Annotated in this window: 10 protein-coding genes and 1 pseudogene; 3 read left to right on the top strand and 8 right to left on the bottom strand. The window is 59.0% G+C overall.

The window, feature by feature from the left end; translation table 11 throughout:
- Positions 1 to 95 precede the first annotated feature (95 nt).
- From zwf to J4G43_RS10590, 7 genes and pseudogenes are all read right to left on the bottom strand, one after another.
- Positions 96 to 1,469 carry a glucose-6-phosphate dehydrogenase gene (gene zwf / locus J4G43_RS10560; RefSeq protein WP_208089285.1) on the bottom strand — a complete coding sequence of 458 codons (1,374 nt, stop codon included), beginning with the start codon at positions 1,467 to 1,469 and terminating at the stop codon, positions 96 to 98.
- Between the two features lie 15 nt (positions 1,470 to 1,484).
- On the bottom strand, positions 1,485 to 2,504 hold the full coding sequence (gene gnd, locus J4G43_RS10565) for a phosphogluconate dehydrogenase (NAD(+)-dependent, decarboxylating) (protein ID WP_208084743.1): 1,020 nt from the start codon (positions 2,502 to 2,504) through the stop codon (positions 1,485 to 1,487).
- Positions 2,505 to 2,581: 77 nt separating this feature from the next.
- A pseudogene (gene pgi / locus J4G43_RS55910) lies at positions 2,582 to 4,227 on the bottom strand (glucose-6-phosphate isomerase).
- Positions 4,228 to 4,240: 13 nt separating this feature from the next.
- Positions 4,241 to 4,948 carry an ROK family protein gene (locus J4G43_RS10575; RefSeq protein ID WP_208084744.1) on the bottom strand — a complete coding sequence of 236 codons (708 nt, stop codon included), beginning with the start codon at positions 4,946 to 4,948 and terminating at the stop codon, positions 4,241 to 4,243.
- A 25-nt stretch (positions 4,949 to 4,973) separates the two neighbouring features.
- Positions 4,974 to 6,059, bottom strand: a complete 1,086-nt coding sequence (tal, locus tag J4G43_RS10580; protein WP_208084745.1) for a transaldolase — start codon at positions 6,057 to 6,059, stop codon at positions 4,974 to 4,976.
- A gap of 4 nt (positions 6,060 to 6,063) precedes the next feature.
- Positions 6,064 to 6,756, bottom strand: a complete 693-nt coding sequence (locus tag J4G43_RS10585; protein WP_208084746.1) for an HAD family hydrolase — start codon at positions 6,754 to 6,756, stop codon at positions 6,064 to 6,066.
- 100 nt (positions 6,757 to 6,856) lie between these two features.
- A complete protein-coding gene (locus tag J4G43_RS10590) occupies positions 6,857 to 7,477 on the bottom strand; it encodes a histidine phosphatase family protein (protein WP_208084747.1) in 621 nt (206 codons plus the stop codon).
- Between the two features lie 737 nt (positions 7,478 to 8,214).
- On the opposite strand from J4G43_RS10590, the gene J4G43_RS10595 reads away from it, so the two are divergent.
- Both J4G43_RS10595 and J4G43_RS10600 read left to right on the top strand, forming a co-directional pair.
- Entirely contained in the window at positions 8,215 to 9,528 is a 1,314-nt protein-coding gene (locus J4G43_RS10595; protein ID WP_208084748.1) for a glycoside hydrolase family 15 protein, read from the top strand.
- Between the two features lie 205 nt (positions 9,529 to 9,733).
- Positions 9,734 to 11,293, top strand: a complete 1,560-nt coding sequence (locus J4G43_RS10600; RefSeq protein WP_208084749.1) for a hypothetical protein — start codon at positions 9,734 to 9,736, stop codon at positions 11,291 to 11,293.
- A 1,741-nt stretch (positions 11,294 to 13,034) separates the two neighbouring features.
- On the opposite strand, the gene J4G43_RS10605 is transcribed toward J4G43_RS10600, so the two are convergent.
- A protein-coding gene (locus J4G43_RS10605) for an IS3-like element ISRj2 family transposase (protein ID WP_085967151.1) occupies positions 13,035 to 14,164 on the bottom strand; the annotation gives its coding sequence in 2 pieces (ribosomal slippage) (positions 13,035 to 13,912 and positions 13,912 to 14,164; 1,131 coding nt in all).
- A 536-nt stretch (positions 14,165 to 14,700) separates the two neighbouring features.
- On the opposite strand from J4G43_RS10605, the gene J4G43_RS10610 reads away from it, so the two are divergent.
- On the top strand, positions 14,701 to 16,242 hold the full coding sequence (locus tag J4G43_RS10610) for a hypothetical protein (RefSeq protein ID WP_208084750.1): 1,542 nt from the start codon (positions 14,701 to 14,703) through the stop codon (positions 16,240 to 16,242).
- The last annotated feature ends 1 nt before the right edge of the window (position 16,243 follow it).

Raw genomic sequence — 16,243 nt, forward strand, 5'->3', positions numbered from 1 at the left:
CCAACCGGCGTGCGTGCATCGTCAGCGAGCCGCCGCCATCGAGCAACAGAGCCGGGATCGAGGAGCGCTTCGATCTACATTCCTCACCCTCCGCGCTACAGTACCGTCGGGTTGTGCCAGCCGCCCGGCGGCGCGACATTCTTGTCCACTTCGTGAGGCCCCCAGCTTCCGGCATGGTATTCGTAGACGGGTGTCGTCTTCTTCAAGACCGGATCGACAATCCGCCAGGCTTCTTCGACGTAGTCCTGTCGTGCAAACAGCGTCCGATCGCCGTTCATCGCGTCGCCGAGCACGCGTTCATATGCATCCATCTCCTCTGGGCCAGGGCGCCGGCTGGCCAGCAATTCGACAGGCTCCCCGATTTCTCGATCATCCTCGTCCATCACCATCGTGCCGAGAGCAATGGCCATGTCGGGATTGATGCGAAACCGCAAGTAATTCGGTATTGCGGCGCAATGGGGGAAGATCCGCGGCGCCTCACGAAGGCGTACGATCACCTCCGTGCAAGTCACGGGAAGCGATTTCCCGGCACGGATGTAAAATGGTACTCCCTGCCAGCGCCAGGAGTCGATCTCCAGCCGGAGCGCGGCGAACGTCTCCACCTGCGACTCCGGAGCAACGCCCGGCTCCTGCCGGTAGCCGCGAAACTGTCCGCGCACCAATTCGTTCTCAGCGATCGGCGGGATCGATCTGAGAACCTTGGCCTTCTCGTCACGCAGCGATTCGCTGTCCGATCGCGCCGGTGGCTCCATCGCCAGATTGGCCAAAACCTGAAACAGATGATTTTGGATAACGTCGCGAATTGTGCCGGTTTGGTCATAGAACGCGCCGCGACCCTGCACGCCGAAATTCTCCGCCATCGTGATCTGCACGCTACTCACGAACTTGCGGTCCCAGAACGACTCCAGGAACGCGTTTGCGAAGCGAAAGAAGACCATGTTGTGAACAGGTCGCTTTCCAAGATAGTGGTCGATGCGGAAGATGTGATCTTCGTCGAACCTGGCGAGCAGAATCCTGTTGAGGTTGCGTGCGGAGACGAGATCATGCCCGAATGGCTTCTCCACAATCACGCGCGCGCCGTTTGTGCAATCGGCAGTGTCGAGCCGCTCCACCACGGTTGCAAACAATGCGGGTGGGATCGCCAAATAATGTGCCGGCCGCTGCGCCGAACCGAGCTGCTTGCGAAGGGCGTCGAACGTAGTCGAATCGGCATAGTCGCCGTCTACGTAACGTAAAAGACCGGCTAGCTTGTCAAACGCAGCGGCGTCGAGGCCGCCGTGCTTTTCGAGGCTATCTCGTACTCGGGCCTTGAGCTGGTCGAGGGTCCAGCCGGCCTTCGCGACGCCGATGACGGGCACATCGAGGTGGCCCCGCTTCAGCATGGCTTGCAGCGACGGAAAAATCTTCTTGTAGGCAAGATCGCCGGTTGCGCCGAAAAATACCAATGCGTCGGATCTGGGTTCGCTCAAGGCCATCTGGGTCTCTCACTGGCTGCCTTTTTCCAGGTGTCCACCGAACTCGTAGCGCATCGCCGAAAGCAGCTTGTTCTGGAAATCGGCTTCGCCGCGAGAACTGAAGCGCTCGTAAAGCGCCGTCGTCAGCACCGGAGCGGGGACTGCCTCGTCGATCGCTGCTGCGATGGTCCAGCGTCCTTCGCCGGAGTCGGATACGCGCCCTGCGAATTTGGAAAGCGCTGGATCTTCCAGCAACGCCGTTGCTGTCAAGTCGAGAAGCCACGAGGCAACCACGCTGCCGCGCCGCCACACTTCTGCGATCTCGGGCAGATTCAGGTCATACTGGTAGTGCTCGGGAATGCGAAGCGGCGTTGTTTCGGCGTCCGATGCGTGCGTCTGCTTGCCAATGTTCGCCGCGCGCAGGATACCAAGCCCCTCGGCATACGCCGCCATCAGCCCGTACTCGATACCGTTATGGACCATCTTGACGAAATGACCGGCTCCGTTCTGCCCGCTGTGGAGGTAGCCATGCTCGGAGGTGCCGCCGGCGGCGCGCTCTCGTCCCGGCGTGCGTGGGATTTCGCCGACACCCGGAGCAAGGGTCTTGAAGACCGAATCCAGCCGCTGCACTGCCTGGTCAGGGCCACCGATCATCATGCAGTAGCCGCGCTCAAGACCCCACACACCGCCGCTGGTACCGACATCTACATAATTGATGCCCTTCTGCGCCAGTTCCTTGGAACGCCTGATGTCATCGATGTAGTAGGAGTTGCCGCCGTCGATCAGCGTGTCGCCGGCTTCAATCAGCGGCAGCAGATCGCCGATCGATTTATCCACGACGGCCGCGGGAACCATCAACCAGATCGCGCGCGGCTTTTCGAGCTTCTTCACGAAATCCGAGAGCGAGGAGCTTCCCGTCGCGTTGTCTTTCACCAGTTCCGCAACGGCGTTCGGCGACATGTCGAAGACGACACATTGGTGACCATGCCGGACAAGTCTTCGCACCATATTGGCGCCCATTCGGCCGAGGCCGATCATTCCGAGTTGCATGAGTGGCTCCTGTTTTTTGCTGCGGCGTTATTATCTCTCCCCCGTGCGCTGTTAACGTGGCGTGTCGAGATCAGTGTCTAGTGCAACTTGTCCCTGAATGCGCGATGTCTGCGGATCAACGCATTGGTCGAGCTGTCATGGCCGAATTTGGGTTCGGCTTCGCTGGTGAGTTCCGGAATGATGCGCTGCGCCAGCACCTTGCCGAGTTCGACGCCCCATTGGTCGAATGAATCGACTTGCCAAATTGCACCCTGAGTGAAGACGTTGTGCTCGTACAGTGCGACGAGTTTGCCGAGCGCCGCGGGTGTCAGCTGTTCCAGCAGTATCGTATTGGACGGTCGGTTTCCCTCGAACACGCGATGTGGAACGAGCCAATCGGCAGATCCCTCTGCCCTTACTTCGTCACGTGTCTTGCCGAATGCGAGCGCTTCGCCCTGCGCGAAGACGTTGGCGAGCAACATGTCGTGTCGCTCTCCAAGTTGGTTGAGGGTCGTGTGAAAGGCAATGAAGTCGCAGGGAATGAGGCGGGTGCCCTGGTGAATGAGTTGGTAGAACGAATGTTGACCGTTGGTCCCGGGCTCACCCCAATAAATCGGACCCGTGTCGTAGCTGAGAGGATGACCCTCGAGCGTGACGTGCTTGCCGTTGCTCTCCATCGCAACTGTTGGAGATAAGCAGGGAACCGTTTCAGGTATTGCTCGTAAGGCAACACCGCTACGGTCTGCGCGCCGAAGAAATTATTATTCCAGATGGCAAGCAGCCCCATTAGTACCGGCAGGTTGCGCTCGAACGGCGCGGTGTGGAAATGCTCGTCTATTTCATGGAAACCGCCGAGCATGGCGCGAAAGTTGTCGGGACCGATGGCAAGCATCGTCGAAAGTCCGATCGCCGAATCCATGGAGTATCGACCACCAACCCAGTCCCAGAAGCCAAACATGCTGGAGGTGTCGATGCCGAACTTCGTCACTTCCTTCGCGTTTGTCGACACCGCAACGAAATGCTTCGCGACCGACTCCTCGTCGCCCCCAAGCCCCGCGAGCGACCAGCTGCGCGCGCTCCTGGCGTTGGTCATGGTCTCAAGGGTTGTGAAGGTTTTGGAAGAGATAATGAACAGCGTCTCCGCTGGATCGAGATCGCGGACCGCTTCCGCAAAATCGGTGCCGTCCACGTTGGAGACGAACCGGAACGTCATGGCGCGGTCGCTGTAATGCTTGAGCGCCTCGTAGGCCATCACCGGCCCCAGATCGGAGCCGCCGATGCCGATGCTGACGATGTTGCGGATTGGCTTCCCGGTGTGGCCGCGCCACGCACCGCCGCTTACGCGATTGGAAAAATCGGCCATGCGGTCGAGCACCGAATGGACCTGGGGCACAACGTCCTCGCCATCGACCGGGATCGATTGCCCCTTCGGCGCGCGGAGCGCGACGTGCAGGACGGGCCGCTTTTCGGAAACGTTGATCCTCTCGCCTGCGAACATCGCATCGATCCGCGCGCGGAGCCCGGACTGTTGGGCCAGTTGCAACAGCAGAGCCAGCGTTTCGTCGGTAATCCGGTTCTTCGAATAGTCGAGATAGAGTCCCGCTGCTTCGACCGTCAAGCGCTCGCCGCGTTTGGGGTCTTGAGCAAAGAGCTCGCGCAGATGCAAGCGGTCGATCTTCCGAAAATGGGCGGACAGGGCCTGCCAGGCAGGAAGCTCGGTGACCGTATTCGTGGCCGTTGCCATTCATCGCTCCTGTCTAACGCGCCATCGCGGCTTGTGCAGTTTGTTTGCGCGAGCGAGTGATCTTTCCCTTTGGCGCACCGTCCCACAGCTGGAATCCACCCTTGAATGCGTTGGCATTGTCGCCAAGCCGGCATAATGGCGGCAGTGTTTTCAATAGTTTGGCGTTGCCGCCGCCCAGCACGACGTCCTCCGGTTGGAGTGCCGCAACCAGATATTCAACGACATCTTCGACGTGCTTCCGCCATGCTTTCTTGCCAAGTTCCTCCAGCGCGTGCGCGCCGACATAGTCCTCATAGATCCCCTTCTTGTACGGTAAGTGTCCAAGCTCCATCGGCTGCACGATGCCATCGACGATCATCGCCGAGCCGAGTCCCGTCCCTAGCCCGAGAAACAACATTTTGCCGCTCTGGTAGCTGCCGAGTGCCTGCATCGCCGCATCGTTGATGACTTTCGTCGGTAGATTGAATGCCGCAGCGAAGTCGAAGCCCGTCCAGCCTTTTCCCAGATTGTGAGGCTCCGCCATAGGACGGTCATGCACGACCGGGCCCGGATAGCCAATCGAGATCAGGTCATATTCCCAGCCATCGGCCAGCTTTTTGACGCTCGATACCAACTGCCGGGCTGTCATAGTCGACCCGGAGTCAATTTCTCGCTTCACTTTTTCGCCGGAGGCAAGGATCTTGACGTGGGTGCCGCCCACGTCAATGACCAGTATGTTCATGGAAGACCTTTGTCCCGCTTGGAATTTAGCTTGCCTTCTTGAGTACCTCGGTCTTGGCGGAGATGACACTCATCAACTCGTTCCAGGATTTGACAAACGATTTGGCGCCCTCATCCTGCAATGTCGCTGCTAGCGCTTCGATGTCGACGCCGGCCTTCGCGAATTGCGAGAGTGCCTCTTCGGAATCGCCGCCATCGGACGGCAAAATCTCTCCAATCTCGCCGTGATCGGCCAGGGCCTTCACCGTACCTTCCGGCATGGTGTTCACCGTGAGCGGCGCCGCCAGCGCCTTGACGTACAAAACATCAGACGCTGCCGGATCCTTGGTTCCTGTGCTCGCCCATAACAGGCGTTGTGGCCGCCCACCCTCGTTGTAGATGCGCCGCGAACGAGCCGAGGAGAACAACTCGCAAGCCGACTTGTAGGTTCGTTTCGCGATTGCAATACCGAGCTGATTGCGCAATTGCGCGGGCACTTGGTTCACTACGGCGGCATCCCAGCGGCTGACGAAGACCGACGCAACGGATCCAACATTTGGAGTTAGACCGGCTGCGATCCGCCGCTCGACGCCGCGCAGATATGCCTCGGCGGCAGCGAGATAGTGCTCCCGGCTGAACAATAGCGTCACATTCACGGGCACGCCGGCAAAGATCGTTTCTTCGATGGCGGGCAATCCTTCTCGTGTACCGGGTATCTTGATGAAGAGATTGGGGCGTTTCGCCTGGGCATGCAGTTCCTTGGCCGCCGCGATTGTGCTGGCCGTGTCATGCGCGAGAAGGGGCGAGACCTCGAGCGAGACCCACCCGTCTACACCGTTGGTGCGGTCCCAAATCGGACGGAACAGGTCTGCTGCCTGGGCTAGATCGTCGATTGCGAGTTCGAAGAATAACGTCTCGCCCGACTTTCCCTCCGAGAGCTTGCTGCGGATAGCTGAATCATAGTGAGAGCTGTTCTTGATCGCATGGTCGAAGATTGTGGGGTTAGATGTGAGTCCCGTCAGCGACAAGTCGGTGATGTAGCGCCTCAACGTGCCGCTGTTCAGCAGGTCGCGGGTGATGTTGTCGAGCCAAACGCTCTGTCCGAGTTCGTGGAGTTTTTGCGTTCCCTTCATCGCTTCACCTCCGCATGGCTTCGAGTCGTGGGGCGGCCGCAAGCAGACGTCCCAGATCACAATCGAGCAGATCTCCGATCCGGTCCACCGTCACGTCGGGTGTGGCGAAGGAGGCGAGGGCGTTCGCGTCATGCGCATATTGTCCTTGTCGGGGAAGGACGGTGGTGACGCGGTTGCCCCAAGCCTCTTTGACCGCGGCAAGGATTCGCGGCTTGTCATCAACCAGAACGTAGTGCAGCGCCGGATAGCGAGCCTCGACATCATCGAGCGCGAGTTCCTTGTGGATGTAGATCAGCACGTGTGAGTTGACTGCCTCCAAAAGTCCGGAGCGCTCGACTTTCCGGGGTTGAAAGACGACGTCGCCATCGGTGAGAAGGACGGTTGGGCCCCACTGACGTAGTTGTTCGAGCACATCCAGGGATCCCGGGTACAACCGATTGGCGAACGGGTAATCGACCAGGAATGACGACATGGACAATAAGTGCATGTCCTGGGGGTGTTCGATGCGGTACCGCTGGAGCGCACCGAGATAGTCTCGATAGCCCAGTTCTTCGAACAACTCCTCGAGAATTGCCCAGTACCGATCGCGACAGGGGGCTCCGAACCGGCGCTCGAGGTAGGCCTTGATATCAGCCTGGATACGATCGTTATCGAGAAGCGTATTGTCGACATCGACCAGAAAGACGACCTGGTTCATCGGTCTTACCCTTACGCTACTCTCTGCAATATGCTCACCCTGCGCGCCTTGCACGCACGCGCATATTCAAGTCTATGTTACTCCGACTGGCACTTCCATCTCAGTGCGCGAAGGCTGGTGGGAACCGACCTTCGACGTGCCCGGTGTCATTCCACAGTCGGACCGCTGGCTCTGACTGATCGTGTTCGTACCCGAGTATGCTCAGGCTTGCAGTGTCGAGCGTAAAGAGTCGTCCGGCCTCCGCATCGAGGCCTAACCAGCGTGCTGTCAAAACTCGGAGAAAATGTCCGCTCGAAAACAATAACACGTCACCTGGGACGTTGCGAACACGCTCCACAATGCGATCAGCCCGGGCGCCGACTTGATTCGGTGCTTCTCCTCCTGGACAGCCGTCGCGAAACAATTGCCAGCCTGGACGCTCTTCATGGATTTCCTTTGTGCGACGCCCCTCGTATTGGCCGTAATTCCATTCCAGCAGATCGCAGTCGGGCTCCGCCTCGACTCCGAAACCAGCTAACTCCGACGTCCGGACCGCTCGCTTCAGGGGGCTTGTGAACACTTTTGCGAAAGTGAAACCCAGCAACCGCGCGCCCAAACTCTGCGCATTGAGTTCGCCGCGCTCAGTGAGAGGCAAGTCTGTGAGGCCTGTATGCTGGCCTGAGAGGCTCCACGCCGTCTCGCCATGCCTTGCGAGGCAAATGATCGGAAGGACGGCGCTCATGGTCTCGCCCCTTCAGCTTCGGCCTGCCACCGCGTGCGGTAAGAACCGAACTCGGGACACTTCGAAGGAAGGCATCTTTATCGTCAACGCCTTCAAGGTCCGTGCGCATACATGCCCACTGGTAGCGCGACTTCTTCGGAGAAGCAACGATCCCGCTCGCGTTATGACAGTTCGGCACTCGAACGGATGTGCGTCTGAAACGCTGACCTATTCGCTTAGGCATGTTCCACTATGGCGCCGGAGTTCTTTGAACCGGCCCGCCTTAGGAAGGAGCGCTGAATGCCACGGTCGGCGGAGGCGATCCGAATTCTGATTGAGATTGGCGCATACTGCGTCTGAGACGAAAGTGCGAAAGTTACTTCTAGGCAGCACTCCAGGACTTGAGCGAAACTCCTAGTTCGTCGCCGGCTCTCGCAAGAGCCTCGGCGAGCTCACGCGGGACGTGCTAGGATTGGTGGTACATCAACATCGAAACTGGCACGTTCGTGCCACGGGGCTGCCGATAATCGGGACCGGCGACCTTCGCCTGTCGAGCTATTGAAAGTGCGGAGCAGTTGATCTGGATGCAAACGACGTTCTTCGTCCATTTCAGCTGGTTCGGAAGTTAAGAAATGTTACTGGCGAGGGCCGCGCGCGAAATTGCGAGCAAAAGACGAATATCGTTGTGTCGTTTCGCTGCCTCAAGGGATTGATGATCGTGGGGCTCGATCAGCGTCGAGCGAGGAGGAGACGAGATCATGGGCTACAAGCCGATCGAGTCCTACGGCGTCATCGGCGACCTGCACACCGTTGCCCTGGTTGGCATCGACGGGTCCATCGACTGGTGTTGCCTGCCGCACTTTGACTCGCCAAGCGTTTTCGCGGCGATCCTCGACGATCAGAAAGGGGGCTCATTCCGCATCGCTAGTCTCTACGAGGCGCAGCACAAACAGATGTACATGCCTGACAGCAACGTCCTGGTGACGCGCTTTCTTAGCGACCAGGGCGTCGGTGAAGTCGTGGACTTCATGCCGGTCCAGGGCCCGTGCGAGATCAGAAAAATCCACCAGATCGTCCGAGTAGTGCGAGCGGTTCGCGGGTCTGTCCGTTTCCGCCTCGACTGCCGGCCGGCTTTCGATTTCGCCCGCCGGCCCCATCAGGTCATCCTGGAGGGCTGGGGAGCGATCTTCGAGGCGCAAGGCATGAAAGTCTCGCTGGTCAGCCGCTTCCCGCTTGGTCGGCAAGGCGACGGCGTCGCTGCCGAGTTCGTCCTCAACCCCGGCGAGACGACCACGTTCATCCTCCGCCAGGTGGAGGAGAACGGCCACGGCAGCGTTCATGATGGGGTCCTGCTCGAGGCGCGGCTGGTCGGCACGGAGGCGCTGACGCAGACCCTGGCTTTTTGGCGGCAGTGGCTGAGGAAGTGCAGCTATTCAGGTCGCTGGCGGGAGATGGTCCACCGCTCGGCGCTGGTGTTGAAGCTGCTGACGTTCGCGCCGACCGGCGCGATCGTGGCGGCGCCGACCTGCGGGCTGCCGGAGGAGATCGGCGGGGTGCGCAACTGGGACTATCGTTATACTTGGGTGCGCGACGCCGCTTTCACCAATTACGCCTTCCTGCGCCTGGGGCTGACGTCGGAGACGGAGCAGTTCATGGCCTGGTTGGAGCAGCGGGCCGTCGAGGGCGCCCGGGGCGACCCGTTGCAGACTATGTATCGCATCGACGGTGGCCGCGAGCTGCCCGAGGAGATCCTCGACCACCTCGATGGCTACCGCGGGTCGCGTCCAGTGCGAGTCGGTAACGCCGCTGCCGACCAGCTGCAGCTGGACATCTATGGCGAACTGATGGATGCGGTTTACCTGTACGACAAGTACGGGACGCCGATCGCCTATGACTCCTGGCGCCACGTGCGCAAGATGCTGGACTGGGTGGCGAGCAACTGGGAGCGAGCCGACGATGGCATCTGGGAGGTGCGCGGTGGACAACAGCAGTTCGTGTACTCCAAGGTGCAGTGCTGGGTGGCGCTGATGGGTCTCGGAGCCGCACCAGGAAGAGCAAGCTACGGCATGTAGTTGTCACGTGGCGAGATCTCGGCATGTCGCCGTGTGACCCAAAGCGGATCTAGCCGCCCCTACCTCATCCCGGTTAGATGAAGCGAGACGCGACGTCTTCGGCCTCTAGGACGGGATGGCTTAAAGGATGTACCCACTATAGTTGGTTCGCTGGCCTGACGAAACAGCCTAAGATTGTATTGGATGCAGCCGAGGAGGACTTCCGATGCGCAGGCAGCCTGTTCCGCTTACCCCGGGTGACCTGGTCAATCATCAATTCGGCACCGACGACAACCTGATAGGCACCCCAGGCGCACCGACCTCGTTCGGTGATGCTGGTGGCAGCATGTTCGACTTCTCGAAGGGAGGGAACGACACTTTCGATGAAATCGGACCTTCCAACTACACATTCTATGGGGACGTGGTCGGCAGCATTTTCGATTCTGCTCAGGGCGGCGATGACATTTTTAACGGACTCACCGCGACCAGTGTCACTGCCTACGGCGACGCGGGTGCCGACATGTCGGACCAAAGTAAGGGCGGCAACGATACCTTCTTGAGTGGTACCGGCAGACAGCAAATCAATACGTTCTTCGGCGACGCTGGCGGCGCCATGTCGGGTCATGCTCAGGGCGGCGATGACAGTTTCATAACCCAGACGGTACAGGGCGGCACCCACACCTTTTACGGTGACGCGGGCGGCGACATGTCTGGCCATAGCAAGGGCGGGGACGACAGCTTTCAGGGCTCTAGGCAGGCTGGAAACATCTTTTTTGGTGATAGCGGAAGCAACATGTCCGGTCACGCCCAGGGCGGCGATGACTCATTCACCGCCAGAACGGACTCAGGCAACACATTCTACGGGGATGCCGGCGGTGACATGACCGGCCACAGCAAAGGTGGCAACGACACCTTCAACGGGGCCTTGTTCGCAACGCAGGTGTTCTACGGTGATGCCGGAGGCAACATGTCCGGCCATGCTGAGGGAGGCGACGACCGTTTCACGGGCTCCGGTGGGGCGATCATGTCAAAGACCTTCTATGGCGATGCCGGCGGTGACATCTCCGGCTTTGCCAAGGGTGGCAACGATACTTTCATAAACGAGGGCGGCTCCACGGTGTCTTTTTACGGGGACGCCGGCGCCACAATGTCCGGCCATGCGCAAGGCGGGAACGACCTTGCGACGTTGCAGGGTACCAAGAACTTCGCCGTTGGCGATGCTGTTACGATGCTCGACGCTACCAGCGGAGGTAATGACAGTCTCAGCGGCGGCGACAGTTCGTTGACGGATGTTGTGAGCCAGCTCTATGGAGACGCGCAAGTCATGGGCGGGGCGACCCAAGGAGGCGATGATCTTATCTTCGGGGGCCACGCCGTTGACAGCGGCCGGGTCGACAACTTCTTATGGGGCGATGCGGCGCAAATTTCAGGTCGTGCTAAGGGCGGCAGCGATGTCCTATACGCGGGGACGGCTGGGCAAGGTTGCACAGTCAGCAATGAGATGTGGGGAGATGGTGAACTGAGCGGTAATGCTCATGGAGGTTCCGATACGTTTGTATTCAAGGACAATGGTCTAATGACTGTTGGAGCCAACAATCTCATCCAAGATTTCAGCCAATGCCAGGATGATAGGATCGCTTTCATTGACGTTTCGGGTGTGCACTCGTTTGGTGACCTTGTCATCACCCAGAGCGGAACTAGCACCATTATCATGGCGGGAGCTGATCAGGTAACGCTTGCAAACTTCACCGACTTGATGACGGCGAATGACTTTTTGTTTGTTTGAGAGCGCTCCTCTTCGTTACCATGGTCGCGATCGGCCGACGGCGCAAGCGGCTAGGGATGCGACAGGTCCAGCCCGTGGCCGCACCGCGTGAAGACCTTGACGACTTCGTGGGCATCTGGACCTGCGCCCGATAGCCGTCGAACTTGATTTCGTGAATCCATCGCTCGATCGCGGAGGCGAGTGCCGGCTGCACGAAACGGGAAACGGCGCCTTGATGCCATGCGCTTCCAGCTTTTTCCGTTGGAAGGCCATCGCTATACGAGGCGCAGGCTTATGAACTCCTGAGATACGACGGGACGTCGCTCAGTTGCAGATTGCAGCGATGCAACATCCCTCTCGGACCAGCGCTCTCCATGTTGACGGCGACGACCATCGACCTGCAATATCGCCGACGAGGAGATCTTGAATGACGGTTTCGAGATTCGTAGTCTCAAGGTCGGCTTCGCGCCAGGCACGGCCAGCCTGTCCAAAGTCGTTGGCGACCAGCCTGCATGAGGTGCAGCGACAGGGCCTGGTTTCGGCAGCTTCATCGAGACGGCGGGATCTTGGTCGGCTATGTCCGCGCGTGTTCGCGACACCTTCGCCGCCTTCACCGGCGCCGGCATCTAGGAGCAGATCCGAGTAGAGTCGGGCGTAGGAGCCGGGTTCAAGCAGGGGGCAGCATGAAGCGGCGGCGCTGAACGCACAGGAAGCGTGACTGGGAGCGACTGACGGCATGCTAGGAGAAGAAGGAAGCAGAGAAGGAAATACGCCACCGGGCTCAAATACATGTCCCGGCGGCGGTGTTCATTTCCAGCCCCGAGATGGGACCTAACAAAAACCTCGGATATAGGTCCTACGCACGAAACCTAGGAAGGTTTCAGGGGCCACCAGTGCACCCTGGCGGGCCTAGCACTCCCGGGAGCCCACCAGTGGATGATGACGCATGGCTGGCTGTCCCACTAGTCTCAAAATAGAACGCTGCCGAGCTCGAAATACATGTCCCGGCAGCGCCTCATTCTCAAACTGAGCACTGAAATCCCAGTTAGCGCTAATTTTGCAATGGGCGTGCCACAGGTTTGTGACTGCGCTCGCCGGTTCACGCTGGCGGGCCTTCTCATCACGTAAGGCAGGAGACAATCGCTAGGACAACGTCAGCGCCCAGGTCTGAGGCATATGTCGAAAGCAGAACGCCGGCGGAAAGTGCGACAGCAATCACTTCGAAAATCGTCATTTGGAACTCCCCCTCTTCAACTCCAAGCGGGGAGCGTTAGGCCTGGCCTGTTTCCACTGTGTTTCGTGGGCTCACCAAAGAATTTCGTGCACGTGGTTGTGATACACCGGGAAAAACAGGCAGTTTGTTAAATGCACGTGCTGAAGGATGGCTCCGCTTAGCTGCCAGAGAAGCTTCTTGATTGCACACCGTGCCCGACGACAAGTCGGGACAATGTGGTAACAGGGTGCGTCAAAAAGGATCGTGCAAATTTGCAAGGTCGGTTCTCGACGGCCGCCCTGATGCCACTAGAGTAACTGTTGTGAAGGTCTCTAGTTAATCTCGCCAATGGAGCCCCAAATGTCCGAGAGCCGCCCCCCTTTCCCCCGTTCACACGTGAAACAGAGCTGGCCCCGGTTGTTTGGACAGCGCCCCGCTGGATTTAAGTGGATTCCTGCCGGGTTATGCTGAACGCGGGGCTTTACGGTTTTGTCGTTGCGTCGGGAGGGCGTAGCCCGACCAGAGCGACGACAAAACCGTCGGCGACGGTCATGCGGCCATCACCATAGCTTGCGTGCCGAAGTAAGCCTCGTCGGGCGTGCGCCCGTCAAGGCTCGAGTGAGGGCGTCCCTGATTGTAGAAGGCCAGATACTTGGCAATTGACGCTCGCGCCTCGGACACGCTGTCGTAGGCGCGGAGATATACTTCTTCGTATTTGACCGTGCGCCAGAGCCGCTCGACAAACACGTTGTCGCGCCAGGCGCCCTTGCCGTCCATGCTGATGGCGATCTTCGCGTCCAGCAGCACATCGGTGAACTCGAGGCTGGTGAACTGGCTGCCCTGATCCGTGTTGAAAATCTCGGGCCTGCCGTGCTTCGCCAACGCCTCCTGGACCGCTTCGACGCAGAAGGCCGCCTCCATTGTGATCGAGACGCGATGGGCCAGGACCCGTCGGCTGAACACATCGACGACCGCCGCGAGATAGACGAAGCCACGCCGCATCGGAATGTAGGTGATGTCCATTGCCCACGCATGGTCGGGCCGCTCGATCTTCAATCCGCGCAACAGGTACGGGTAGATCTTGTGACCCGGAGCCGGCTTGCTCGTGTTCGGGCGACGATAGACCGCCTCGATCCGCATGCGCTTCATCAGCGTCGCGATGTGGCGGCGACCGGCGTATACGCCCTCCCGCCGCAGCAACGATCGCAGCATACGCGCTCCCGCGAAGGGATAATCGAGATGCAGCTCATCGAGCCGACGCATCAAGGCAAGGTCCTCGGCCGAAACTGGCCGAGGTTCATAGTAGACCGTGCTGCGAGCCAGCTTCAGGACCTTCGCCTGGCGCACGATAGAAAGATCATGATCGCGGTCGATCATCGCTTTGCGCTCAGCAGGCCCGCCTTGGTGAGCGCGCCGGACAAAAAATCGTTTTCCAACGCCAGCTCGCCGATCTTGGCATGTAACGCCTTCAAATCGACCGGCGTCTCGGCCGATGTCTTGTCATGCCCAAACACGCCGGCGGCGCCTTCCAGGAGCTGGTTTTTCCAGATCGTGATCTGGTTCGGATGAACATCAAACAGTTGCGCCAGCTCCGCCAGTGTCTTGTCGCCTTTGACCGCAGCCAAAGCAACCTTCGCCTTGAATGCCGGAGAATGCGTCCGGCGGCTCTTCTTCGTCATCTTCGCTCCTGATTCGCAGCAAGAATCCTCGCCGCTGTCAGGCAGAAAATCCACTCAAGCTACTGTCCGAATTTGCGGGGCCAGCTCTAAGAAGCTCTGGGAGCCGGCGCACAGCAGGCAAGTGCCTTCCCTATTAGATGGTCGTGAAGCTTCAGTGCCAGTCGTGCTCCGGCTACGTCGAGCTTCTCAAGAATACAAAAACACGCTACAAAAGCCGATCTTTGGCGAGCAAAAAAGCTAGGTTTATCAAAGACAAAGTTGAGCGGCGGCAGTACCCACCCAACTGTACCAATAGTCCCTTGGCCGGCCCGACATCGTAACTCAGTGTGGTTCTCGGCCGCGCCCAGTAGGTCGATTTGGCCTCTGGCTCCTTTCGCTACCTTTCCTTGCCAACCAGCCACCCATCAACCAGTATTGCGGTCTTCCTCAATCGAGAGGAAAAAGGCGATCATTCCAAGGTGGCAAGACATTCGGCCGCTCTGAATTTGTTCTCTATGGCCTCAAGCCCCTCGATATCGAAGTAGGGCTTCTTATTGATGCAAGTTTACTTTAGCCACAGCTACCGCGACGTTGCGGTCAACGGGTACTTCATCGACAAGTTCGCGAACGAGGATCTCCCGTTACGAGCGGACCAAAAGACTGACATCTGGTGCGTCGCGAAACTTGAACGCTACCTCTCCGAGATGGGGGGCTTCATCTCGGTCATTCCCTGTCGACCCACCGACGCGGACCTAGGTGGTTACTCACCTTACATCGGTAGGGAGCTGGACCTCGCCCGTCGCGCGCGTGTCCCTCGCCTGCTCTTCGTCGATGAACGGGTCCTTCGTCACCATCAACTCGAATTTCCTGAGGATGCCGTTTCATTCAAGGCTGATGAGCCGGCGGAGGCTGCAGGCCAACATGATGAGGCTATAAGAGCATTTAGGCTTGCGCTTGAAACCACAGTGAGACCTGAGCGGCAATTATCCAAAGAAGCAATTGTGGTTGCGGCGGGCACTGGGACGCTGAGGGACGCGGCTCGAGACGTAGTTGAGATACTCCGGCGACATAATTTCCGCGTTACGCCGTTGATCGGCAAGTTCAATGATCGAGGTCTTGATGACATCCGCCTTCTCGAAGCGATCTGGCGTTCGGAGCTTTGCATATTCCTACTTGGCGAGAGGTTATCCGACACTCACTTGGCGCTGGCACTTGCGCACGCCCATTGCATACCTTCGATTCGCTTGCAGCACTCTCCAACCGCGGATCAATGTGCACCGACCATTTCCGGTACGATTCACTGGCGGGATCGCGGAGAGATGCTGGTAGAGCTCGAGCGTCAGGTATCTAGCTATCGCGAGGGGCTCGTGCGGCCTGTCGAGATCGCCCAAGGATTAGGCGCAACCGATGCCGCTCGTGCCATTGGAACGATGCGCTGGCGCCATCGTCCTGAAAACCTCTGGGATGTCGACGACGGTGGGGCGATCTTGTCACATGTCCGTCCGGATCTAGCCTTCATCCAAGACGAGGTAAACCGCGCTCGCCGTGCATATGGAGCTTCCTTTGCCAATGCGCGTGGGCGTGAGGCGATGATGCAAATCTGCCGGCACATATACGATGGAATCCGTCGCCACCGGTTTGGATTTGAACTCGAGCCAAAAGGTCCAGAACCCAGCGTTCAGATCGTGCGAAGTCCTTTGCAGATCGAGACTCACCGCACAGCAAACTGCTTAGACTTGGCATGCCTTTTCGCGAGTTTAATCGAGGCCGCTGGCCAAGCGCCAATCATCGTCATCGTGGACGGTGACGGCTTTGCGCATGCTTTGGTTGGGGCGCGTGGCTTCAGCGAGCCCGCATGGCGCAACTCCCAACTCGGGGATCTCCGCCGTGCGTTGAGCCTTGGAGATGCGTTGTTCTTTGAGCCGACAGGTGCAGTCGAGGCGGACGCTCCTGTGGCAGACGAACTTGAACAAGATCGTTGCGACAAGCTTCTCGACTTTGCAACGGCAAGGCTGGCAGCGGAGCGGACGATTAAGAGAGACGATATCCGCGTTCGGCACGTTGTGGACATTCTGTATCTTAGGCAACGGCAGAGTTAGA

It is taken from the genome of Bradyrhizobium barranii subsp. barranii (genome assembly GCF_017565645.3).
GTDB classification, from domain to species: domain Bacteria; phylum Pseudomonadota; class Alphaproteobacteria; order Rhizobiales; family Xanthobacteraceae; genus Bradyrhizobium; species Bradyrhizobium barranii.

Bases quoted from the DNA above. Each gene is read 5' to 3' on its own strand.
- J4G43_RS10575 (WP_208084744.1), bottom strand. From the start codon at position 4,948: ATGAACATACTGGTCATTGACGTGGGCGGCACCCACGTCAAGATCCTT.
- gnd (WP_208084743.1), bottom strand. From the start codon at position 2,504: ATGCAACTCGGAATGATCGGCCTCGGCCGAATGGGCGCCAATATGGTG.
- tal (WP_208084745.1), bottom strand. From the start codon at position 6,059: ATGAAGGGAACGCAAAAACTCCACGAACTCGGACAGAGCGTTTGGCTC.
- J4G43_RS10585 (WP_208084746.1), bottom strand. From the start codon at position 6,756: ATGAACCAGGTCGTCTTTCTGGTCGATGTCGACAATACGCTTCTCGAT.
- J4G43_RS10610 (WP_208084750.1), top strand. From the start codon at position 14,701: ATGCAAGTTTACTTTAGCCACAGCTACCGCGACGTTGCGGTCAACGGG.
- J4G43_RS10590 (WP_208084747.1), bottom strand. From the start codon at position 7,477: ATGAGCGCCGTCCTTCCGATCATTTGCCTCGCAAGGCATGGCGAGACG.
- J4G43_RS10595 (WP_208084748.1), top strand. From the start codon at position 8,215: ATGGGCTACAAGCCGATCGAGTCCTACGGCGTCATCGGCGACCTGCAC.
- J4G43_RS10600 (WP_208084749.1), top strand. From the start codon at position 9,734: ATGCGCAGGCAGCCTGTTCCGCTTACCCCGGGTGACCTGGTCAATCAT.